The sequence below is a fragment of the Paenibacillus sp. MT86 genome (genome assembly GCF_058792535.1).
Window position 1 is genome coordinate 2601574 of sequence record NZ_CM179499.1, and the last position, 21909, is coordinate 2623482.

Here is a 21909-nt window from a genome sequence, read left to right on the forward strand (position 1 = left end):
TTAGACATAAATAAGGAGTGCAGAGGAGTGTTTTGTTTCATGAAGTATAGCAACCCCATCCTACCGGGCTTTTATCCGGATCCAAGCATTTGCCGTGTTGGCGAAGATTATTATTTGGTGACGAGCACATTTGAGTATTTCCCGGGCGTTCCCATCTTTCATAGCAAGGACTTGGTAAATTGGAAGCAAATTGGCCATTGCCTTACATCGGAAAAACAACTGCCCCTTAAGAACGCCGGGAGCTCAGGGGGAATTTATGCCCCGACCCTTCGCTATCACGAGGGCTGGTATTATATGACGACAACCAACGTCAGCGGAATCGGCAACTTTTACGTCAAAAGCACGGATCCTGCGGGTCCTTGGTCTGACCCGATCCTTGTCGCCCAGCAAGGCATCGATCCTTCGATGCTATTCGACGACGATGGTTGCGTCTATTTTCAGACGGCTTGCTGCGGCGACGAGGGAGAGGGCATTTATCAATGTGAAATCGATATTGCAAGCGGCAAGAAGCTGACGGAAAGCCGCTTAATCTGGAGAGGAACCGGGGGAGCCAGTCCGGAAGCCCCGCATTTATACAAAATAGACGATCTGTATTATTTAATGATTGCCGAGGGCGGAACCGAGTATGGACATATGGTCACGGTCTCGCGAAGCCGACATCCTTACGGGCCGTTTGAGCCTTGTCCCCATAATCCGATTCTGTCCCATCGAAGCAGGAGAAGCCCCATACACGCGACAGGGCACGCGGATCTGGTGCAGGCTCAGGATGGCACGTGGTGGGCCGTTTTCTTGGGAATCAGGCCTGTTTCATACCCCATGCGCCATCATCTCGGCAGAGAAACTTATCTGGCTCCGGTCACATGGACCGCGGACGGTTGGCCGAGCATCGGTTTCGAGGGACGGGTCGAGCAGGTAATGGACAGTCCTCAGCTGCCGGAATGCCGGTGGCCCGCAAAGCCGTCCAGAGACGATTTCGATCACGCCTCCCTCGGTTTGGACTGGGTCTTTTTGCGCAACCCATTGCCAGGGAGCTGGTCGCTGCAGGAACATCCGGGATATCTCATGCTGCGGGGCAACCCATCGTCCTTGAACGACGCGGCATGCCCTGCTTTTGTCGGGCGACGATTAAAGCACTTTTCTTGCAATATATCCGCTGCTCTGGACTTTGAGCCTGCAAACGAGGGAGAAGAAGCGGGATTAACCGTATTTATGAATGAAAGGTATCATTATGATCTGGCCGTAAAGCTTATAAACGGGGAAAAAACGATCGTATTCAGACGTACCGTGGGGTCGCTTAGCGTAGAACAAACCAGTCGATGTCCGGAGGGGCCTGTCGTGTTACGAATCGAAGCAATGCCCGAGCATTTCCGATTCTCCATGGGACAAAGTTCATCAGAGGTCCTGAATATGGGATCAGGTGAAACCCATCTGCTTGCGACGGAAGTAGCCGGCGGATTTACAGGGTTAATGATTGCTATGTATGCATTCGGCGACAATGGAACAACCCCTGCGCTGTTCGACTGGTTCGATTATGAAGTCATCGATAGCCGGGCCGAATAGTCGAATTCGATAAGATGAAAGAGAGGGGACCGTTTATTTCGGTAACATGTTAAGAAGCAGAGAAAGAAGACATCTTCCTTGCGGAGATGTCTTTTTGCGCGAACCTTGCTGCCCGCCGCAGCGGGGTATTTTGCTCACCGTTCAAGCTACCACCTGAACGGTGAGATACAGCACCTCCAGCAAGATGGGCGTTCCGGCCAGAAGCACATCGCCGGGAGAATATAAGGTTAGTGCCTCCGAAGTGATGGTGTAGATACGGCCTTCCTGAATCATGCCGTTGATATAAACGGTCGAGGAGCTGTTCGGACCTACCATAATGCTCTGAAATGCCTGGTTACCGTCGTCATCCGTAAATTGTCCGGCAGATATGACGAAGGGATCATCCAGACTAACCTCGGACATCAATACGTAAAAATAGCGAAGCGTGGTCGGCAGCACGTTAATCTCCGGCACGATGACGCTTCCGGGGATTCCTTGAGGGCCTTGCGGCCCCGTGGGCCCCTGGATTCCAGCCGGCCCCTCTATACCTGGAGTGCCTGGAACGCCTTGAGGGCCTTGGGGTCCCATCGGTCCGGGAATGCCCGCCGGCCCCTCCAAGCCAGGGTTGCCTGGAGCGCCCTGAGGACCTTGGGGCCCCACCGGTCCGGGAATGCCCGCCGGGCCTTCCATACCTGGAGTGCCTGGAACGCCTTGAGGACCTTGGGGTCCCATCGGTCCGGGAGTGCCCGCCGGGCCTTCCATGCCAGGGTTGCCTGGAGCACCCTGAGGGCCTTGGGGTCCCATCGGTCCGGGAATGCCCGCCGGGCCTTCCATGCCAGGGTTGCCTGGAGCGCCCTGAGGACCTTGGGGTCCCATCGATCCGGGAATGCCCGCCGGCCCCTCCACACCTGGAGTGCCTAGAGCGCCCTGAGGGCCTTGGGGTCCCACCGGTCCGGGAATGCCCGCTGCCCCCTCCGAGCCAGGGTTGCCATGAATGCCCTGGGGTCCTTGGAGCCCGGCTGGCCCCGCCAAGCCCGGGTTCCCAGGAACGACTTGAGGGAATAGAGGTAATAGTGTCGATAAGAATTTTTTTGGACTGCGTCCCACTTGACGTCTATGCTGAAGAGCTGAGGGGGTGGTCCAATGAGTGGATCTAGGGTTGCATCTCCATTTTCGTTTGCCTGCCGACACGACTCGTTTGTATTTTCGCTTCTTGCAGTTCCTTCGTTTTCGATATTCTGCAGCTTTTAGAATTCGATATCGTTTCCGCTTGATCACGGGAGTTTTCAGTCTTATCCCCCCTCCCCCGGATGAATGTCTGTACTTAGTTTATGTCATTGGAGAAGGACTCGAGTGGACATTTATCCTTTCTTCGGTGATATATTGGCCTGAGCATGGATTCATTCACTGTTTGTTTTTTTATATAGTGGGAGAATGTCAGAACCAAATCTCAGAATCTATCATTTAATGATAATGTGGCACAGCCATATTTTTTCTATCTAAGACAAGAGAGGAGTGAAGATAATGCCAGTTATTAAACCTATCATTACCGCGGTCGCATCGGTTCCCGTTGCAACCGGCGGCACGATCACCACGACGGTAACGCCAACCGTAACCCGTTATTTTGCGCTGGTCGACGAAGCGATGATCGGTGCAGACTCGATTACCATGCCGGCCACGAGTTTCATCGATGATGCCGAAGCACCCGTGACGGCATTTCCCGCGTTGACAGGCACTGAATACTTTAATGTGTATATTAACGGGATGCTGCAGCAGCTTGCGTTATCGACTTTGACAACCGCCAGCTTGGTGCTCGATACGACGGATGTTCCGGCGGGAATACCGGTACTGTTGGAAATTGCCAGCTTCACGAATACGGCCTCCGCCATCACGACACAGCCTACCATTTCGGCGCCGGTCATTACGATCATCAGTTAAATTGGTAAGCAAAGGGCTGCCCCGATTAACAAAATGGGGCGGCCTTTTGTGTATGTAATTTCTTTAATTAAGGGTAATATTCTATTATTTCACTATAAGATATTATCCTTGTAAGAAATGATAAATATAGTATATTAAAATTATCCTGCAAGCCAGCTAGTTAGCATAAACCACTTACACCCCTCAGAAATTGAACCCGCATACAAACGACTCGGCATAAAAAAATTGGAAGAACCCTATAGCCAGCGTTCAACATACTCCAAAGCTTTTTGCATAGCAACACCTTTCATATAAATGAATGAACTTCATGACTTGAAAGGAGGTGAGCATTAATGTGCATTCTTCGTCATACTTCCTGTAACACTACGGAGCAATGCGGACGCGACAAATTCGGCGTTCGTCTTGAAGTATGGGACTGCGGCAACGGTTCCGAAGAGAGATATACTTGCGGCTGTTAATTTTTTGTAAACGCATGAACCTATCACTTATACACAGCGGAACTTCTTGTTCCGCTGTTTATATTTCACGCAGGGCATGCGGCTTCCTATTACGGTTGAAGAGTGAGGGGTCGAATATGGTTTTGGGTCCATTGCAGTATGATCGTGAACGGGTGAACAGCGAAGAAAAACGGCAAGGTGCAGTCCAAGCAAGATATCAAAGTCATCGAATGGGGGCTTGGTCCCACTGGTTGTCGGGAAGGAGAATGAACCGTGTCCATGAGCGCGCTTTGCCTTTTGTTTCTGACCTTGGTGTTTGTGTTTTCGGGAGTGTCGAAACTGTTATCGTTAGCGGATTTCAGGACGACGATCGAACGGTTGCAGATGCCTGCAGGCCGCTTACGGATTGTACCTGTTCTCATCTGCGCCGCTGAGATTGCAGCCGGGGCGGGTTTATTGTTTTCCTGGAGCAGAGCCGCTGCGCAGATCGCGATTTTTACTTTGCTGGCAGGGTTCGGCTACGCCGTTTATCAAGCCAGGGTGGTGCAGAATCAGGAGATCCAATGCAGCTGCTTTGGCTCATGGTCTAGTGAGGCCCTCGGCTTGAATACGGTCGTTAGGATTGCATGCTTAGGTATATTGAATGCGCTAATTTGGCTTTTGTCCGAACCCGTGAATCTCTTTCTCATGCCGGCCCAAGAAGCGGTTCTTACTATGCTGTCGGCCGGCGGCATTGCCGTTATTTCGTTGGTGGCGGTGAATGCGTATACTCTTGATTCATTACAGGCAAAGGAGGGAACGAATCCATGAATTTGATTACGACCGTGCTCGTGATTCAGTATGGCTTGATATTCAGCTTGACTTTCTTCGTGTTCAAACTGTACCGTCAGGTTCGGGAGTTGAAGTTGAAGCCGCAGACAGTCGTGACCGGGCACGAGATGCCTGCGGTTCCGAAGGAAGGGCTCGAGCTTGGCACGCAGATTCCTCGGGCAGCCTATACGAGCATGGCCGGTGATACCGTGAATTTGTACGACGGCAAGCCCAAAATTCTATTGTTCACGATGAACCATTGCAATGCCTGCAAAGAAACGTACGGGGCCATCAAAGCGTTTATGGCTTCGCATCCGGATCTTTCGGTCACGCTATTCCTATATGCCCATGATGCGGATGAGGCCGCAGAAATGGCGGTTGCCAATGAGTTAACCGATATGCAGGTCGTGTGGGCAGACCGGGCTATGATCGATTCGTTTAAAGTGAACCGGTTTCCGTTGGCGTTCTACCTGTCCGAGGAGCAGCTCGTCATCAACAAAAGCGTCACGAATTATTTGCATCATTTAGAACAAATGATCAACCAGCTGCCTCATGCTAAACCTTCAGCCCTAAACAAATCGGCTTAGCGACGAAGGAGGCTCAAGGTTATACAACATGAAATATGCGAACCTGATGTTCGAGGTTATGAAGCAGGTGTACCGCGTCTCTCCGCGGATGTTCACCAGATCGACCATGATTTATTTAATGCAGGCCTTTTTGCCCGTTGCCCAGATTTATATTACGGCTCAAGTCATAGACGCCGTTACCGGCGTGTTGATTCGGGATCAAGCTCCATACCAAGCATTGTATTGGCTGTTACTCCAGATGGCGGTCATTCTGATTGGCCTCGTGCTGGCATCTCTTCAAAAGTATACCGAGCGAAAGATGAATGCTTATGTATCCTACTGGTTTAATCTCCAAGTGTCGGAGAAGCTAAGCAAGCTTCCGTTCGTATTCTTTGAATCTCCGGAAAGCTACGACAAGCTGCAGCGTGCTCTTCGCAACCTGAATATATGCGGAATTTTAACATGGTGTTTTACATGTTCTCGATTATTCAGAACCTCATCACGTTGACGGGTTTGCTCGTGCTCTTGTTCAGCTTTCATTACATATTGCCTATCGTTATGCTGCTTCTGATCGTTCCGCTGTTGATCATCCAGAAGAAAGAGGGGGCTTCCCGCTTCGTGGTCATTCATCAGCAGACGGCTTCGTCCCGTATGGCGGCCTACATGAACCAACTGCTGCAGACGAAGGAAGCGGCCAAGGAAATCCGGCTGTTTCATGCCAAAGATTATTTATTGAACAAATGGCGGGGCATCTATTTGAGCATTTTGCATAATTCCGTTTTTGTGTAACAGACAGCAGAAATCAATAGCCCCAGACTACTAAGTGACTCGATTCTAAAAATGGGCAGACCAGCAGAATTTCATCAGTTTCAATTTTTAAGCTGCCGTTTGTTGTTTTCTAGAAACAATGGAAAGAGCGGATACAAGCAGCACGATGGCATTCAAATACTGGTGAGTCGTTACTTTCTGGATGCCCCAGACATGCATGCCATCAGCCGAAAGATAGGTTTTCATTCTGGAGTTGCATCGTTCCACACTTGTACGCTTGTTGTAAAGCTCCTTCCAGCGTTTTGTATCTCGATGAGGGCTGCAGTATCGCCGAAGATCGTCCTTCGCATCCACCTTGACGACCATACCATAGTTGGAAGTCGAGCAAGCCGCCATGCCTAATGGGCAGTCGACTTTGCCCGTGGCATGAGGACAACGGAACTTCAAGTAATCGCCGTCAGCACCCCAGTAAGTCATGGCGAACCCCATCGAGCAACATGGCGTTCCGGTTGCTGTCATCCCGGCAGGAGGTTCTTTCTCTCCTCGGGGGTTCAGAGGGATGATGGCTTGCGCTTTCACGTTTCGAGCGGCTTCGTAAACTTTCATTTGATCGTAGCCCGCATCGAGCATAAAGAATTTCGCGCTCGTTTTGGCAGCTACCTTCGCAATCAGACCAGGTGCCATTTCTCCGTCATTGACATGTGCGGGCGTGACTTCTAGTGCTAGCGGAAGTTCGCTTTTCGTGTCAACAGCTAGGTGGAGTTTGTATCCGAACCAAGTGACTTTGTGGCCGAATGAATCGAACTTTGCGCCCCAGTTGGCATCGCCGGTCTGCTCACTTTTGCGCTTGGGTTGCTTCTTCTCATAAGCATGGATGGCGGCGCTGTCGATCGCAATGTGGCTGCCGTCGATGATGCCCTCTTGCTGACAGAGGTTGACCAGATTCTCGAATAGCTGCTGTGCCAATTTTTTCTTTGTCAGTTCGGCGAAGACCCGGCTTAGCGTAGAAATAGACGGTGCTTTGCGATCTAATGAAAGTCCACACTGATAGCGAAATCGAAGATCTGTTTCCAATCGATGATGCAAGCCAGTAAACGTTTGAATATGCTCAAGCGGCGCAGCCAAAAGTGCACGAAGAATTCCTTCTCTACAGTGCCCGTCAGCGCCACGGGGTGAACGACTTCTCAATTGCTTGGCATAAGGGCGAAGATCCAAGACGCTAAAAAAAATGGGCAATCGATCTTTTGATTGCATTTTTAACAGATCCTCAAAGGAAAATAGACTTTCTTGGAGAATATACAAGTGACTTCACTTCCTCTCGGAGTTTTTGGGTTTGGTCACTTGAAAACTTCTCCAAATTGGGGTGAAGTCCCTTTTTTATGTTTGAAAATCCTTGTGTATCAAGGGCTCAGATTAATGCAAAATGCTCATTTCAAAAATACGTATGAAATGCTGGGCGTCGAGCGGAAAAACATGAAGAATCGCCTGATCGTGGAAGGGGCGGTGACGATTTGTTCTTTTAGCATTTTAGCCGTGTTCGTATGGCTCGGCTCACGCCTCAAACTGACCATCGGCAGCTATGTCGCCCTCTATCAAGCGGTCCAGGACACGCGATATTCCATCCAGAACATCAGTCAGAACATCGGGCAAATCTATCATGACGGTCTGTTTATCCACGAATTGTTCGAATTTCTGGATACGCCGGTTCCGCAGCCGGAAAAAGCTCTGCCGATGACCACGCCTTTGCGGGAAGGAATCGAAGTCGATTGCGTTACCTTTTGCTATCCGAATCAAGATAAGCCTGTGCTTGACGATTTGACGATTCGCATCAAGCCCGGAGAAAAGGTTGCCATTGTCGGGGAGAACGGTGCGGGGAAGAGCACGCTCGTAAAAATTATGCTAGGCTTGTATGAACCGACGCATGGCGTTGTGCGCTATGGCGGCATCCCGATCCAGGATTATGATACCGTCAGCTTCCGCAGCAAAGTAACGGCGGTGTTCCAGGATTTTTATCGATATGAATGGACCCTTGAGGCTAACATTGCGCTGCGTGAGCATGATCCGGACGACCGGCAAGCCCATCGCCGATTGAATCATGCCATGGAGAAGGCCGCGATGACCCCGCTAGTAGATTCGCTGCCGGACGGAGTAGCAACCCAGCTGGGTACGCGCTTCTCCGGCGGGCGCGAACTGTCTCAGGGCCAATGGCAGAAGGTCGCGATCGCCCGGGCGTTCTATCGGGAATTCGAAGTGATCTATCTGGACGAGCCGACGGCGGCCGTAGACCCGCTTACGGAATCCGCGATATTCGAGAGCCTGATGTCCATGACCGAAGGCAAAACCGCCATCTTCATATCGCACCGATTGGGAAGCTGCAGACATGCGGACCGCATTCTCGTCCTCAAGGAAGGGAGAATCGTTGAAGAGGGAAAACATGAGGAATTAATCGGACAGGGAGCCCATTATGCCGAGATGTTCAATAAGCAGGCCCAGTGGTATCGCTAGCATGGGGCACCGGTTTTGAAGCGCATGCGAAAGTTAAGCGGAGCGGATCAAGAAGTCATTCTTGGTCCGCTTCCTGCGTTTAGTTTACGTTAGGAGGAGCAAGCCGCCATGGGAGACGAGAGAGCCGCTAAGATGCCGACCGATTGCGTGCCAGAAGGAGTTTCGTGTCTGAGTCCCGAATTGAATAGGGACTTGAAACGTCTGGAGGCTAAAATATGAAACGTTAAACCCCACACCTGCCGCAAGATCAGAAAAATAAGGGGGACCATATATGAGCTTGGATAAAAGAACATGGATTGTGGAAGCAACCATAGCGGATATGCAGCATGCCATGGAAGAAGGCTGGATGTCTTCGGTCGAACTGGTTCAATTGTATCTGGAACGGATCGGGTTATACGATGGATGGCTTCGCTCGATTCTAGAGGTGAACCCGGATGCGCTGCAGATTGCCCAAGAGCTGGATCAGGAGCGCAGAAACTTGGGAGCACGGGGACGGCTGCACGGGATTCCGATACTGCTCAAAGACAACATCGACACCGGGGATCGGCTGCATACGAGCGCCGGCTCCATCACGCTGGCCGATTCGTACGCCGCCAAAGATTCCTTTGTTGCCGCAAAACTCCGAGAGGCGGGGGCCGTTATTCTGGGCAAGAGCAACATGACCGAGTGGGCGAATTTCATGTCCTCGACCATGTGGGCAGGATACTCGTCAAGACGCGGGCTTACTTTAAATCCCTACGGTCCCGGCGAAATGTTCGTCGGAGGTTCGAGCTCCGGTTCCGGAGCTGCAGTGGCTGCGAATTTGGCTGCGGCAGCCATCGGCACGGAAACTTCGGGATCGATTATCAGCCCTTCCAGCCAGAACAGTCTGGTTGGCTTGAAGCCGACGATCGGTCTGGTAAGCCGGACGGGCATCATTCCCATCACGCATACGCAGGATACGGCAGGTCCAATGACCCGAACGGTGGAAGATGCCGCGATTCTGCTTAGCGCGATCGCAAGTGCGGATGACCTGGACGAGGTGACCAAGACAGCTGCTCAAGCAAGGGTAGAGGATTACACGAAGTTTCTGGACGCCAGTTATCTGAAGCGGGCACGAATCGGGATTCCCCGATATTACTATAAGCATCTGGATCGGGATAGACTAGATATCGTAGAGTCTGCCATTGATGTTCTTCGCGAACAAGGCGCGACCATCATCGATCCGGTGGAACTGCCATGCCAGGGCACCCGCTGGGATGCCAACGTACTTCGCTATGAATTCAAGAAATACGTCAATGATTATTTGGCGAATGTAGCTCCGTCGCTGCCGGTTCATTCATTAGCTGAGGTTATCGCTTATAATGAGGCACACGCCGACACAGCCCTGAAATATGGACAGGATACGCTGATTTGGGCCGAGGAAACGAGCGGTGCGTTGACCGAAAAAGAGTATTTGGAGAGCAGGCGGAGGAACAAGGAAAGGGCGGGCACCATGGGGATTGACCATGTACTTAGGGAGCATCAGCTGGACGCGCTGCTGTTTCTGGGTAATGAATATGGACCCGATCTGGCTGCCCGCGCAGGGTATCCTTCGGTTACCGTTCCCGGCGGTTATGCCGAGAATGGGATCATAGCTCCGGGAGGATACAACACCAAAGGTCCTCAGGGCATTACATTCATCGGGACGGCTTATAGCGAGCCGGTGCTGATTCGGTTAGCCTACGGCTTCGAGCAGGCCACCAAGCATCGTGTACCGCCGAAGCTTTCATCCCAGTCATCATAGTAAAGAGAGGTGATGTTCCATCATGCCGCGCAATTTGGAATATGTCCCATACGGCTACGAGCCCCCGAAGCCGACCACGAAAGGCACCTTGATATTCTACGATCTTTTTGAGCAGGATCAGGTGGCCCTCGAGCAGGCGGCTGCCATCTTGGAGGAACGATCCTTCGCAAAGTTGGTGTTGTATCCGCTGCACGAAGAGACGGTGAAGCGGATGTTCAAGGAGCCGGGGAGCCCTTATTACAAGCGGGAGAAACAGCTTCAGGAATGGATTGAGGAGCTTGGAAGACCTTCGGTCGTGATTGAATCGTTCGAGTCGAAGCGAAAAAAATACACGCCGATCGATACGGCGCTTCGACATCTGGTCGAGAAGTACGGAAGTCCCCATTTTCTTCTCATGACTCCGGAGGTAGCTAACGTGTTTGCTTCGTTTTCTTCCTTCGAGGAATGGATCGTGAAGCTGAGGCTGATCTTGTTGTCCGAGCCGCCGGTTCTGCATCCGAGGCTGGAGAAATTCCGCCATCGATGGGATGTAGCCGGGGAGAAGCGGGAAGAACTTTAGGGTACAATCAAGCCCGGCTGCAGCTCGTTTGCAGCCGGGCCTTTTCTATGGTGCAGACCAATCGGACAGGGTGGCAATGCGGTAAAAATGCCGAACAGCCCTAAAAACGATACATCACGGGTTCACCGTGCTCGATCCATGCAACATGAAAAGGACTGTACCCCGTGGGAACAGTCCTATGTTAATCCGTGCGGAGACCGTTAAACCTCATCGGTTCAGGTCCCTACGCGGGTAAGTTTACTTATGATCTTGCGCACGCTTTCTCCAGACAGGAAGTAGGTCCGTTCCAATTCCTCAATGGACCGTCCTTTGCAGTAAGCGCGATACATTTCTTTATTGCGACTTTCGATGCGTTGTTTGGAACCGCTTAACTCTCCCCAGCCGGCTCTTTGCTCGCTCTGTTTCGGTATGTAGAGTAATTCTCCGTCTATATACTGTTGAATTTGCTGCAGCAGCTCGGGGGGAAGCACTTCTCTTCCGTTCTTGTAATGGCCCATCGATGCCCTCCTCTTTCTGTGTACATATTTAAGCTATCGCTGAGTTTCAAAACAATTGCATTGATCATGCTTGCCCTCCTCCTTTCGTGAAATTGGTTTTTTTAGATTTTGGTTTTATTGGAGTTGAAAATAGATATAGGGAGCCCGCGGCGGGCTCCCATTTAACGGATATTCGCTTTACGCGAATACCACCTCACGGATCTGAATCATTGCAATCAGCCTCCTTTCAGCTCATTTCGTCGGCCCGACTTCTATATTAAGCCATATGTAGGTGGAAATTTGCAAGAGATAAAACAATATTAATTGTTTTTTACCACAATTCATGGGATGAATGATCTGCACCGGCCAGGAATTCCATTCGGAATTTGGATGGTGCGTGACAGGATTATATAATATAGTTACTTCAGAATGCAAAATAAAGAAGGAGCTTGCTTGTATGTCCACTCACGACCCGCATATCCAGGAGTTAATCACGTTGAAGACGATTGCCGAAACGCTGAACGAATCCAATGAGTTAGCCCCCATGCTGGACGTTGTTATCGGCAAACTGCTGGAGCTGACCGGACTTACGACCGGCTGGCTGTTCCTGGTGGAAGAGAAGAGAACGCATGAATTCGTAGCGGGCCGGAATCTGCCGCCCGCTCTGAGACGGGAAGATGACGAACCGATGAGGTGCGGCAGCTGCTGGTGCCTGGAGCGCTATGATGACGGCCGACTGAAAAATGCCGTGAACATTTTGAATTGCAAACGTCTGGATAACGCCGTTCGTTATCAGTGGGGCGACACGGAGGGAATTACCCATCATGCTACCGTTCCGCTGCGTTCCGGCAGCCGCAGGTTCGGCGTGCTGAATGTGGCCGCACCCGGGAAGCTTCATTTTTCCAAGGAGGAGCTGGCGCTGCTGGAATCGGTAGCCTACCAAATCGGCACCGCCATCGAGCGCATGCGTCTGTACGCGGCTGAGCAGCGTCGGGCTGATTTGTTCGCCCGGCTAGGAGAATATAGCAGCGCGCTAGGCGCTTATGCATCCCAAGCGGTGAGCCGGGCCGAATTAACGGAGCAGGTGATGAGTTTGCTCGGCCGTTATTTTGATTGGCCGGTTGCGGCGCTGCTGGAACCGGTGGGCCAGGAAATCACGCTGCGTGCGCTATACAGCGGCGGACAGACCACGCTGCCCCATGCCAAATTTCCGCTAGCCGACATGGCTCGGAACGGTCCTGATGCAGTGAAGCGCTCAGCAGAGCCGGTCGGCGATCCGGATGCGCAGCAACTTGCGGATCAACTGGTGGAGAAAGGATGGATAGCTCCCATTCGTCGAGCCGTTGCGGTACCGCTTGCGGTTGCTTCGGACTCCTTAACCGGGATGCTTTTGGTGGGCTATGATCAGTATGGAGACCAGCATCGGGCGGACATGGAGGTTATCGAGGCCATAGCGGAGCATATCGGCATGACGCTTCAGCGCATCCGTTTGGAGGAGAACCGGAGGGAGCTCGCAAGGATGGATGAACGAAATCGCCTGGCCCGGGACCTGCACGACTCGGTAAGCCAAACCCTGTTCTCGCTGGTGATGATGTCCAAAGGTGTAGGGGGGATGATTGCCGCTGAACCGGATGGGCAGAAAAGCTTGCTCCAGGACACGATCCGCGATATCCAGTCATTATCGCAAAGCGCACTAAAGGAAATGCGGGAGCTGATTATGCAGCTTCGCCCGCCCGGACTTGAGGAGGGGCTGATGACAGGTCTAAAGCAATACGGCGAACGATTGAAGCTTCATGTGCGTACACATATCACCGGGATGCAGGAGCTGCCGCGGATCGCGGAAGAGGCGTTGTGGAGGATCGGGCAAGAGGCGCTGAACAATGTGAGCAAGCATGCGGATACGAAGGAAGTAACGGTAGCGTTGTCCTTGCAAAACGATGAAGCGGAGCTTCGGATCGAGGATCAAGGGCGCGGGATAACCAAGCAGCGATGGAACGAGCTGACGCGGCATTCCATCGGCCTGTCCAGCATGCGGGAGCGGGCCGAATCGCTCGGAGGCCAGTTCCGTTTATACAGCGTGCACCGGGAGGGAACCATCATTGAGGTTACGATACCCTTGAAGGCGGTCACAACAGAGAAAGGGGGGATAACCGATGATCCGATTGTTAATAGCTGACGATCACGCCATGGTACGGCGGGGCCTCCAGGTTTTTCTGGCGACGCAGCCGGATATCGAAATGGTGGGAGAAGCCGCGAATGGCGAAGAGACGCTGGAACAGGCCAAACTTTTGCTGCCTGATGTCGTGTTGATGGATTTGAATATGCCTGTATTGAATGGCATCGATACCACGGCACGTTTGAAAAAAGAACTGCCTCATATCAAAGTGATCGTACTGACCTCGTTTGTTGATTACGATCATGTTCTGCCTGCGATTCGAGCGGGTGCTCGCGGCTATCTCCTGAAGGATATCGAGCCGGAGGAATTGGTAGCCGGGATTCGACGCGTGTTCCAAGGACAGGTCGAATTGCATCCGGATGCAGCAGGCCTGCTCATGACGCATGTTACTTCCCCGGCGGGAGAGGATGAGGCCAATGGATCCAGCCATCAGGAAGCTGCGCAGCTCGATAAGCTTACCCGCCGAGAGCAGGAAGTATTGCAGCTGATTGCCTCCGGGATGAATAACAGGGAAATCAGCGAAGCGCTTTATATTACCGAGAAGACGGTGAAAACCCATGTCAGCCACCTGCTGGATAAGCTGGGGGTTGCCGACCGGACACAGGCTGCCATCTATGCGCTTAAGCATGGAATCGTATAGGATTAGGGATTTGCTGCTTATGCTATATAACCGTACATAATGATCATTTCTCAGACTATAGTCGTAGAAGCTCTCAGCCGAAGGCATGAGAGCTTTTGCTCGTAAAATCACTCGATATGTTGACGATTTCATGGCATGCCTCCACTACAATGTATTTAACAAAACATTCGAATACGAATAAGGGAGGCATTACCATGAAGATCGTAATTATTGCAGGCAGCAATCGCAAAGAAGCGACAAGCACCATTTTGGCCAAAGCCTTGGAAGCGCAAATGAACCGGTTGTTCGTCGAAGTGAAGCTGTTTAATTTGTATGAAACGCCGCTCCCGTTCTATTCCCCGGACGAAATATTCAATCGGCATGAGGGCGTGCGTGAGCTGCAGCGTTTATTAATGGAGGCGGACGGCGTCATTTTGACTACCCCGGAGTATCACGGCGGGATGAGCGGCGTGTTGAAGAATGCTCTGGATCATTTGGGGCAGATGCATTTCTCGGGCAAACCCGTCTTATCGGTAAGCTCGGCTGGCGGGGCGGTCGGCGTAAGTTCACTGCAGCAAATGCAGGCCACCATACGCAATTTGCATGGTATTAATAGTCCGGAATGGATTTCCATCGGCGGATCTCAACGGGCCATTTACGAATCGGAAGCGGCTGAGGGCACGATCGTGCTGGATTATCGGGCGAAAGAGGCGCTTTCCATCTTTATGGAGCTGGTTAAGAAGATCAGCAATAAAGTGGAGGCTGAAATCTCATGATCACCCATTTCGCCGGATTAACATTAAAGACCGTCTCCATCGAGGGAGTGAAGCAATTCTATCACGGATTGCTTCAATTCCCGGTCGTCAGAGAAAGCGAGGCCGAAATTGCATTTCAGCCTACACCCGATTTCACGCTTGTATTTGAAGAGGTGTTTGAACCCATAGCCCCTGCCCATATCGCGTTTGAAGTGGCTTTCTCCCAATTTGATTCCACCGTCCGGAGCCTCGCGGAGCAGGTGCCGTTGTTGAAATGGCCGGACGGCAAGGTGGTCGAATCCTCCGATTCGGGCGTGAACGTATACTTCAGGGATGGGGATGGAAATTTGCTGGAGTTTATCGCCCATCCGGATATAAAGGAAGGGGTCCTGACCCCGAGCGGTAAATATGGCGTCCTCTATTTGCGAGAAGTGGGACTGCCTGTCGAGGATCCGGTAGCTGCCCGACTGTGGATGCAGCGGACGCTCGGATTCACCATCGCCAAGGAATCGGAACAATTTGCTTTTGTCATCGGCGGAACGGCCCATGCCGTTGTGGTATCCACGAGGCGCAAATGGATCCCGATCTCCATGTACGCGCTGGCACCGACGCTGGAATTAACGTATGGCGTCACCGACGAGCGATTTATAGACCGGGTCCGCTCGGCCCTGGATCGGCGGATGATCCTATCAGATAACGATGAGGGACTGCGTTTTAGAATGTACGGCTACAGCATCAGGTTGAAGATAACCAGCTTTCCCAAGGACATTGCAGCCAAGCTGAATCTGCCGAGTGCCGCCGAAGGGGAGGAGGTGAACCCGGTCATTGACGACCAATATTTGATAGACGGTCTCACGGCTTTGAGCCGCGGCGGCGAAGTCGGTTGGTTTGAAGGGCATGTCGGCGGAGCGTATTTGGCAGCGTATTACATGCAGAAGGAGCAAGATCTGCCTCAAGATGTGCTTCATGGATTGGCTGCCAATTGCCGTCATCTGCGCGCTCAGCATGAAGATTGGTTTGAACCGTATCCATCCGAGCCCGCACAGCCTGAATTGATGGATCAATTGCTGGAAGGGCTTCTGCCCAACCTGACAAGCCTGAGCACCTCGGGCCACGGCGTGACCCTGGGCGTGCTCGGACTGAAAGCGCTGCGGGACCGTCCGGACTTACTGACTCCGTCCATCGTGAGAGGTTTGCTTAAGCTCATGGACGATGCAGCGAGTGAACATAAGCTTGCAAGGTATTACGGCATTGACGATTATACGCAGCTGGATCTATCGGAAATCTCACTCTCGGAAATACCGCCTTACCGGGATGCGTCCGATTTGGCATGCCGCGCACTTTCCGAGCTGGATCACGTGCTGCCGGATCAGCATGTGGATGGCCAATATTATTTTTTTGCCGGTGAGCTTGAGCATGGGATTACCCACGCCCACGCGCTGATTGAGCTGGAACGGCTCGGTTATGCCCAGCTGGCCAAGCTGGGCCAAGGCAATCACCGGCTCCAAACGAAACTTAACCGTCTCAGACCTCAAGCGCTTATGGCTCAGGGGATCGATGCGCCTGCCAAGGCTTCCATCACGGAATCGGCCTATTGGAGCCGGCTGTATGAAGATCCGCATGCCATCAAGGTTCCTTACGCCGCCATGGCGCTGCTGCGGCATGTGCCTGTTGAAAGAAGGGGAGATCTGGAACGCGATGTGTGCAAGCTGCTTTCCCTAATGAAGTAGGGGTTGTTTTGACAATGGTAAAATATGGTGATACGCTAAAATAAGTTACCCAATAACTGAATCATGTGTGCTGGAAAGGCATAGAACTGGAGGATATCATGAACGTTGCAATCGTTGTGGGAAGCATTAGAAAAGAGTCGTACAATCGGAAACTGGCGGAATATTTGAAGCAGCGCTATTCGGATCAGATCGCCTTTGATATCGTGGATCTTCGCGATCTTCCGTTCTACGATCAAGACACGGAGTTGGACCCTCCTGCGGCCGTCAAGGAATTCAAGGAGCGGATTGCCGCTTCCGATGCCGTATTGTGGATCACCCCGGAATATAATTATTCCATACCGGGCGTGCTCAAGAATGCGCTGGATTGGTTATCGCGCGTCGATAAGGTCATGAACGGGAAGCCTTCATGGATCATGGGGGCGTCGATGGGGCAGCTCGGAACGGTTCGCGCCCAAGAGCATCTTCGGGACATTCTGTTCTCCGTTGGCATCACCTCGCCGCTGCTTCCTAACAATGAAGTTTATATCGGCGCCGTGCACGAGAAGATGGATGAGTCCGGCAAGCTGATCCATGAACCGACGATCGGTTTCATCGATATCGTGGTGAATAATTTCATGACGTGGATGAATGCCCGGAAATAAAACATGAAGTCTGGAGCCCTTTGGCAGTTGCCTGCCGAAGGGCTTTTCCTGTATTATTCACCTCGTAACACGATAAACCAAAGCGAATGGATTTGCTTTTGAACGGGGGAGGCTTTGATTGTATACGATTCTTATTGTGGACGACGAACCGATCGTAAGGGAAGGGATCCGAAACCGGATTCAGTGGTCGGAGCATGGCTATGAATGCATCGGGGATTGCGAGAACGGCAGAGATGCGTTGGAGGCCGTAACCCGCCATCAGCCCGATGTCGTGTTAACGGACATCAACATGCCGTACATGGATGGCTTGGAATTGTCCCGTCATATTACGGAACGTTTTCCTAAGACGAAGATCATCATCCTGACCGGGTTCGACGATTTCGAATACGCCCAGCAGGCGGTGAAGCTGCAGGTGACGGATTTTATTTTGAAACCGGTTACGGCGGCGGAATTAAGGGACATGCTCGACAAGCTCAAGCTGGAAATGGATGAGGAGCGCGGTCACACCGAGCACTTGAAGAGACTCAAGAAGCAGTTGAACGAGAGCTTGGTCCTGCTTAGGGAACGTTTTCTGGAACGATTGGCGTCATCGCCGATGAAGCGGTCCGAAATGGAGAGTCGGCTGGCTTATTTCGATATTCCGCTGCGCGGGCCGCTGTATATCGCCATGGCAGCGGATATGGATGAGCTGCGCTCAGATGAACAGCACGCCGATAATGAACTGCATGCTTTTGCCTTATACAACATCATGCAGGAGATCCTGGCGGGTGAGCCTGGTGCGGCCGTGTTTCGGTACAAAGAGAATAAGGTCATGACCATTCTGTCGGGCTCCGACGAGAAAGATCTGCACGCCCGGGCCCAGGAACTGGCGGAGGATATTCGCGGCTCCACCAAGCAGTTCATGAAATTCACGGTCACGGTTGGCATCGGAACGATCTGCCGCCAGCTGCAGGACATACGATATTCCTGCAAGGCCTCGGAGGCCGCCCTGGAGTACCGGCTTCTGATCGGCCGCGATCAGGTGGTCCATATCACCGATCTAGAAAAACGGGGGAGCGGTCCTCTCCTGGATGGGATCGAAACGGAGACGGCGCTGGTTTCGGCAATCCGGGCGGGCACAGGCTCAGAGGTGAAGGCGTGCATCCGGCGGCTGATCAGCGAACTTGGAAGCGCTTCAATTTCAATCGAGATCTGTTACGTACGGGTCCTTCGGGTCATGCTTTCCGTGCTTCAAACCTTGATGGAAATCGGCAGCAATGGGAACGAGCTGATCGGCAAGGAAAAGAGGCTGCTGTCCGATCTGTATTCTTTTCGGTCCTTGGATGAGATCGAGCGATGGTTAAACGAGGTATGCGAGCAGGCGTTAAGGGACGTAGCCAAGACCAGAAAGGATATTACACGCTCCCAGATGCTGGAGGCGGTCGATTTCATCCAGCGGCATTATGAGGATGCGGAGTTATCGATTAAGACCGTGTGCAGCCGGATCTTCATGAGCACGAGTTATTTCAGCGCCTTGTTCAAGTCGCATACCGGGAAGACCTTCGTCGAATACGTTACGGAAGTCCGCATGGAGAAAGCGAAGGAACTTCTGAAGCATTCCTTGTTAAAAACCTATGAAATTGCGGCGAAAACCGGCTATCAGGATCCACAATATTTTAGCGTGCTGTTTAAGAAACATACCGGAGATACCCCGACGGAGTACCGGAACAAAATGGCGTCTGGCGGGGTACAGCCATGAAGACTCCGCAGCGAATCAAAAGCATTCAGTCCCGCATTGCCAGTTCCTTCGTGATGCTCGTGCTGTTCACGGCGCTGCTGCTTATCTTCATCTCCTATCGGCTGTCCGAATCGGCTGTTCGCGAAACGGCGGAAAGTTATACCTCCGAGCTGATCAATCAAGTCAATGCGAATATCCAAACCTACATTACAGGCATGAAGGACATTTCGCTGGCCGCGATGAACAATCCGAACGTAAGAGAATACCTGGCCTCGGCCGACGAGCTGGAGCCTGCGCAGCTGGCGGTATTAAAGGCGAAGATATCGGATTATTTTCACTCGATTCGCATTTCGCGCAAAGACATTGCTTCGATCAACATCTTCGGAGCGGGCGGAACCTTCATATCCGATCGGTCCAACGCGGAGTTAAATCCTTATATTGAAATATCCGATCAGCCCTGGTATCGGCAGGCGAAGGAAAACCAAGGACAGACGGTGATCTCTTCCTCGCATGTACAGCCCGTCATTAAGGGAGAGTACCGCTGGGTTGTATCGCTTAGCCGTGAGCTCAGCGGCATGGATTCGACCCAAGGGCTTGGCATCCTGCTAATCGATCTTAACTTCAAAGTGATTAACGATATGCTCAGCAAGCTCGATCTGGGGAACCGGGGGTATGTGTTCGTTATCGACCGCGAAGGCCGGATTGTTTATCACCCCCAGCAGCAGCTGCTTTACAGCAATCTGAAAACGGAGAGATTGGACCAGGTGCTGCAGGACAAACATGGAAGTTTTGTCGTGAAGGAGGACGGCGCGAGCCGGATTTACAGCATTAAGAACACGGATTTCGGCTGGAAAATCATAGGCGTTTTTTATGAGAATGAGCTGGTGGACAATAAGAAGCAGATGCAGCTGTCTTTTGCTATAGCGGGATTGTTATGCCTCGTCGTCGGCGTGCTGTTCTCCGTCGTCCTCTCGCGCAATCTGACGCGTCCCATCAAGAAGCTGCAAGAGAAGATGATGGAGGTGGAGAAGGGGAATTTCGACATCCGGGTCCCGGTGGGGCATTCCAGGGAAATATCCGGACTTGCCCGCAGCTTCAACGTGATGGTGCTGAAGATTAAGGAATTGATGTATCAAATCGTGGTAGAGCAGGAGATTAAGAGAAAAAGCGAGCTGAATGCCCTGCAAGCCCAAATCAACCCCCATTTTCTCTACAATACGCTGGATTCCATCATATGGATGGCCGAGAGCAAGAAGCATGACGAGGTGATTTTGATGACATCGGCTTTAGCCAGGCTGTTTCGGGCTTCGCTCAGCAAGGGGAAGGAAATGATACCGATTGCGACCGAGGTGGAGCATATAACGAATTATTTGAAAATACAACAGATGCGTTATCAGGACAAAATCACGTTTGCCCTGGATATCGATCGCGGGCTTTACCCGTATCTGACGCTGAAGGTGCTGCTGCAGCCGCTGGTGGAGAATGCCATTTATCATGGCATCAAAAACAAGGAAGGGCCGGGGACGATCACGATTACGGGGGTGCGTCGAGATACCCGCATCGAATTTCAAGTTAAGGACGACGGCATCGGGATGGATCAGTCCAAGGTGGAGACGCTGCTCACGTCCAAAGAAGGCACACGATCGAGAAACAGCGTTGGCATTGCGAATGTTCATCAGCGGATACAGTTATATTTTGGAACGGAATATGGTCTTAGCTATGCAAGCGTGCCCGGATCGGGTACAAGCGTAACGCTGGTCATTCCGGCCGTTCATGCAGATGAGTGGCAGCGTGTGGAGGGGGATGTGCCTTGAAGTCGTACCTGCGAATGCGTTATATGGTACTGCTGCTGATTCCGTTGCTTCTTCTGGGTTATGCCGTTTATCAGTGGTCCAAGGAAGAACCCGGAACCAAGAAGATCATCGTCGGCGTAAAGGCGCTGGACGAGAATGAATTCTGGCGGGTACTGATTGAAGGGGTGAACACGGCTTCCCGGGAATTCGGCGTTGACGTCTCGGTGGTAGGACCGTCTCAGGAAATCGAGGTTGACTTGCAGATTCAATTGTTGGAGGAAGCCGTCAAGCAGAAGCCGGATGCGATCGTTTTGGCCGCCGGTGATTATCATCGCCTGGTTCCCGTAGCAGAGTCGATTCGTAAGGCCGGCATCCCGCTCATTATGATTGATTCCGCCGTGAATGGCGATTACGCGCAGAGCTTGATCGCGACCGACAATGTGAATGCGGGACAGAAGGCCGGCAAGGAGCTTTCGTCGCGCCTGCCGGAACATGCCAAGGTTGCTATCATCAGTTTCGTGCAGGGCACCTCGACGCAGATCGAGAGGGAGCAAGGGGTTCGAAGCATTCTGGAGCAGCTCGGCGGCACGGAAATCGTAGGCACCTACTACAGCGAAGGCAAGGAGGAGAGGGCGTACGAAATCACGAAAAAGCTCCTGCTTGAAAGGCCTGACCTGAATGGAATCGTCGGACTGAATGAGCCTTCTACGGTGGGGGCCGGCAGAGCGATTCGGGAACTGGGGCTGGTGGGCAAAGTCAAGTTGGTCGGATTCGACAGCTCGGTGAAGGAAGTCAAGCTGCTCGAAGAGGGAGTCTTGCAATCCACGATCGTTCAGAAGCCCTTCAACATCGGTTATTTGGGCATCAAAACAGCCGTATCCGTTATCGAGGGCGACAGGATGCCCCGGCATATATACACCGATTCCGTTATCATCAATAAGGACAATATGTATACCGAGGAGAACCAGAAGCTGCTCTTTCCCTTTGTGGAGGAGTAGCTTCTTCTCTTTTGGGTTTCTGCGGCGGATCATAGATTATTCAACATCGATCAGAGAATATTCCATTCCTTCGCGGGGTAGCGGTTTGTACAATGATTCATAAAAGGTGCCAGCTAG

20 protein-coding genes are annotated in these 21909 nt (G+C 52.1%); 17 read left to right on the forward strand and 3 right to left on the reverse strand.

The features are described from left to right. The first annotated feature begins 39 nt into the window (after positions 1 to 39). The gene (locus AC3RCL_RS11480; protein WP_492535395.1) at positions 40 to 1560 is read left to right on the forward strand and encodes a glycoside hydrolase family 43 protein; all 1521 of its coding nucleotides are present in this window, start codon (positions 40 to 42) and stop codon (positions 1558 to 1560) included. Positions 1561 to 1701: 141 nt separating this feature from the next. Here AC3RCL_RS11480 and AC3RCL_RS11485 read toward each other — a convergent pair whose 3' ends face one another. After that, positions 1702 to 2571: a DUF4183 domain-containing protein gene (locus AC3RCL_RS11485; RefSeq protein WP_492535396.1), complete on the reverse strand. Its 870-nt coding sequence runs from the start codon at positions 2569 to 2571 to the stop codon at positions 1702 to 1704. Between the two features lie 492 nt (positions 2572 to 3063). On the opposite strand from AC3RCL_RS11485, the gene AC3RCL_RS11490 reads away from it, so the two are divergent. The 5 genes from AC3RCL_RS11490 (at position 3064) to AC3RCL_RS11510 (ending at position 6079) form a co-directional block, all read left to right on the forward strand. After that, positions 3064 to 3477, forward strand: a complete 414-nt coding sequence (locus AC3RCL_RS11490; protein WP_096774349.1) for a DUF4183 domain-containing protein — start codon at positions 3064 to 3066, stop codon at positions 3475 to 3477. A gap of 716 nt (positions 3478 to 4193) precedes the next feature. Next, on the forward strand, positions 4194 to 4724 hold the full coding sequence (locus tag AC3RCL_RS11495; RefSeq protein ID WP_492536321.1) for a MauE/DoxX family redox-associated membrane protein: 531 nt from the start codon (positions 4194 to 4196) through the stop codon (positions 4722 to 4724). Continuing rightward, positions 4721 to 5311 (forward strand): hypothetical protein, encoded by a 591-nt coding sequence (locus AC3RCL_RS11500; protein WP_492535397.1) that lies wholly within the window; start codon positions 4721 to 4723, stop codon positions 5309 to 5311. The genes AC3RCL_RS11495 and AC3RCL_RS11500 overlap by 4 nt, the downstream gene beginning before the upstream one ends. Positions 5312 to 5339: 28 nt before the next feature. Further along, complete coding sequence (locus tag AC3RCL_RS11505) at positions 5340 to 5798, forward strand: hypothetical protein (RefSeq protein ID WP_492535398.1); 459 nt, start codon at positions 5340 to 5342, stop codon at positions 5796 to 5798. Beyond that, entirely contained in the window at positions 5765 to 6079 is a 315-nt protein-coding gene (locus tag AC3RCL_RS11510; RefSeq protein ID WP_492535399.1) for a hypothetical protein, read from the forward strand. Before AC3RCL_RS11505 ends, AC3RCL_RS11510 begins: the two co-directional genes overlap by 34 nt. An 87-nt stretch (positions 6080 to 6166) precedes the next feature. On the opposite strand, the gene AC3RCL_RS11515 is transcribed toward AC3RCL_RS11510, so the two are convergent. Then, on the reverse strand, positions 6167 to 7360 hold the full coding sequence (locus AC3RCL_RS11515) for a transposase (RefSeq protein ID WP_487717185.1): 1194 nt from the start codon (positions 7358 to 7360) through the stop codon (positions 6167 to 6169). Between the two features lie 114 nt (positions 7361 to 7474). On the opposite strand from AC3RCL_RS11515, the gene AC3RCL_RS11520 reads away from it, so the two are divergent. From AC3RCL_RS11520 to AC3RCL_RS11530, 3 genes are all read left to right on the forward strand, one after another. After that, positions 7475 to 8563, forward strand: a complete 1089-nt coding sequence (locus AC3RCL_RS11520) for an ABC transporter ATP-binding protein (protein ID WP_492535400.1) — start codon at positions 7475 to 7477, stop codon at positions 8561 to 8563. Between the two features lie 271 nt (positions 8564 to 8834). After that, complete coding sequence (locus AC3RCL_RS11525; RefSeq protein ID WP_492535401.1) at positions 8835 to 10328, forward strand: amidase family protein; 1494 nt, start codon at positions 8835 to 8837, stop codon at positions 10326 to 10328. A 22-nt stretch (positions 10329 to 10350) separates the two neighbouring features. Beyond that, positions 10351 to 10887 carry a hypothetical protein gene (locus tag AC3RCL_RS11530; protein ID WP_492535402.1) on the forward strand — a complete coding sequence of 179 codons (537 nt, stop codon included), beginning with the start codon at positions 10351 to 10353 and terminating at the stop codon, positions 10885 to 10887. A gap of 215 nt (positions 10888 to 11102) precedes the next feature. Here the strand turns inward: AC3RCL_RS11530 and AC3RCL_RS11535 are convergent, their stop codons facing one another. Then, complete coding sequence (locus tag AC3RCL_RS11535) at positions 11103 to 11384, reverse strand: CD3324 family protein (RefSeq protein ID WP_006211013.1); 282 nt, start codon at positions 11382 to 11384, stop codon at positions 11103 to 11105. Between the two features lie 436 nt (positions 11385 to 11820). Here AC3RCL_RS11535 and AC3RCL_RS11540 point away from each other — a divergent pair, with 436 nt between their 5' ends. The 8 genes from AC3RCL_RS11540 to AC3RCL_RS11575 all read left to right on the forward strand — a co-directional run bounded on the left by AC3RCL_RS11540 (position 11821) and on the right by AC3RCL_RS11575 (position 21792). Continuing rightward, positions 11821 to 13539 carry a GAF domain-containing sensor histidine kinase gene (locus tag AC3RCL_RS11540; RefSeq protein WP_192571402.1) on the forward strand — a complete coding sequence of 573 codons (1719 nt, stop codon included), beginning with the start codon at positions 11821 to 11823 and terminating at the stop codon, positions 13537 to 13539. Next, complete coding sequence (locus AC3RCL_RS11545) at positions 13517 to 14179, forward strand: response regulator (RefSeq protein WP_015736093.1); 663 nt, start codon at positions 13517 to 13519, stop codon at positions 14177 to 14179. The genes AC3RCL_RS11540 and AC3RCL_RS11545 overlap by 23 nt, the downstream gene beginning before the upstream one ends. Positions 14180 to 14373: 194 nt before the next feature. After that, the gene (locus AC3RCL_RS11550; protein WP_015736092.1) at positions 14374 to 14934 is read left to right on the forward strand and encodes an NADPH-dependent FMN reductase; all 561 of its coding nucleotides are present in this window, start codon (positions 14374 to 14376) and stop codon (positions 14932 to 14934) included. Beyond that, the gene (locus AC3RCL_RS11555) at positions 14931 to 16643 is read left to right on the forward strand and encodes a VOC family protein (protein WP_096774342.1); all 1713 of its coding nucleotides are present in this window, start codon (positions 14931 to 14933) and stop codon (positions 16641 to 16643) included. Before AC3RCL_RS11550 ends, AC3RCL_RS11555 begins: the two co-directional genes overlap by 4 nt. Before the next feature lie 98 nt (positions 16644 to 16741). Further along, positions 16742 to 17284 carry an NADPH-dependent FMN reductase gene (locus AC3RCL_RS11560; protein WP_009592221.1) on the forward strand — a complete coding sequence of 181 codons (543 nt, stop codon included), beginning with the start codon at positions 16742 to 16744 and terminating at the stop codon, positions 17282 to 17284. A gap of 118 nt (positions 17285 to 17402) precedes the next feature. After that, positions 17403 to 19022, forward strand: a complete 1620-nt coding sequence (locus tag AC3RCL_RS11565; RefSeq protein ID WP_492535403.1) for a response regulator — start codon at positions 17403 to 17405, stop codon at positions 19020 to 19022. After that, positions 19019 to 20815, forward strand: coding sequence for a cache domain-containing sensor histidine kinase (locus AC3RCL_RS11570; protein WP_492535404.1), 1797 nt, complete (start codon positions 19019 to 19021; stop codon positions 20813 to 20815). Before AC3RCL_RS11565 ends, AC3RCL_RS11570 begins: the two co-directional genes overlap by 4 nt. After that, positions 20812 to 21792, forward strand: coding sequence for a substrate-binding domain-containing protein (locus AC3RCL_RS11575; RefSeq protein WP_492535405.1), 981 nt, complete (start codon positions 20812 to 20814; stop codon positions 21790 to 21792). Before AC3RCL_RS11570 ends, AC3RCL_RS11575 begins: the two co-directional genes overlap by 4 nt. Positions 21793 to 21909 lie beyond the last annotated feature (117 nt).

Coding starts and splice junctions, on each gene's coding strand:
- AC3RCL_RS11535 (WP_006211013.1), bottom strand. CDS start 11,384: ATGGGCCATTACAAGAACGGAAGAGAAGTGCTTCCCCCCGAGCTGCTG.
- AC3RCL_RS11540 (WP_192571402.1), top strand. CDS start 11,821: ATGTCCACTCACGACCCGCATATCCAGGAGTTAATCACGTTGAAGACG.
- AC3RCL_RS11495 (WP_492536321.1), top strand. CDS start 4,194: ATGAGCGCGCTTTGCCTTTTGTTTCTGACCTTGGTGTTTGTGTTTTCG.
- AC3RCL_RS11545 (WP_015736093.1), top strand. CDS start 13,517: ATGATCCGATTGTTAATAGCTGACGATCACGCCATGGTACGGCGGGGC.
- AC3RCL_RS11510 (WP_492535399.1), top strand. CDS start 5,765: ATGTTCTCGATTATTCAGAACCTCATCACGTTGACGGGTTTGCTCGTG.
- AC3RCL_RS11480 (WP_492535395.1), top strand. CDS start 40: ATGAAGTATAGCAACCCCATCCTACCGGGCTTTTATCCGGATCCAAGC.
- AC3RCL_RS11500 (WP_492535397.1), top strand. CDS start 4,721: ATGAATTTGATTACGACCGTGCTCGTGATTCAGTATGGCTTGATATTC.
- AC3RCL_RS11520 (WP_492535400.1), top strand. CDS start 7,475: ATGCAAAATGCTCATTTCAAAAATACGTATGAAATGCTGGGCGTCGAG.
- AC3RCL_RS11530 (WP_492535402.1), top strand. CDS start 10,351: ATGCCGCGCAATTTGGAATATGTCCCATACGGCTACGAGCCCCCGAAG.
- AC3RCL_RS11570 (WP_492535404.1), top strand. CDS start 19,019: ATGAAGACTCCGCAGCGAATCAAAAGCATTCAGTCCCGCATTGCCAGT.
- AC3RCL_RS11560 (WP_009592221.1), top strand. CDS start 16,742: ATGAACGTTGCAATCGTTGTGGGAAGCATTAGAAAAGAGTCGTACAAT.
- AC3RCL_RS11550 (WP_015736092.1), top strand. CDS start 14,374: ATGAAGATCGTAATTATTGCAGGCAGCAATCGCAAAGAAGCGACAAGC.
- AC3RCL_RS11525 (WP_492535401.1), top strand. CDS start 8,835: ATGAGCTTGGATAAAAGAACATGGATTGTGGAAGCAACCATAGCGGAT.
- AC3RCL_RS11505 (WP_492535398.1), top strand. CDS start 5,340: ATGAAATATGCGAACCTGATGTTCGAGGTTATGAAGCAGGTGTACCGC.
- AC3RCL_RS11555 (WP_096774342.1), top strand. CDS start 14,931: ATGATCACCCATTTCGCCGGATTAACATTAAAGACCGTCTCCATCGAG.
- AC3RCL_RS11490 (WP_096774349.1), top strand. CDS start 3,064: ATGCCAGTTATTAAACCTATCATTACCGCGGTCGCATCGGTTCCCGTT.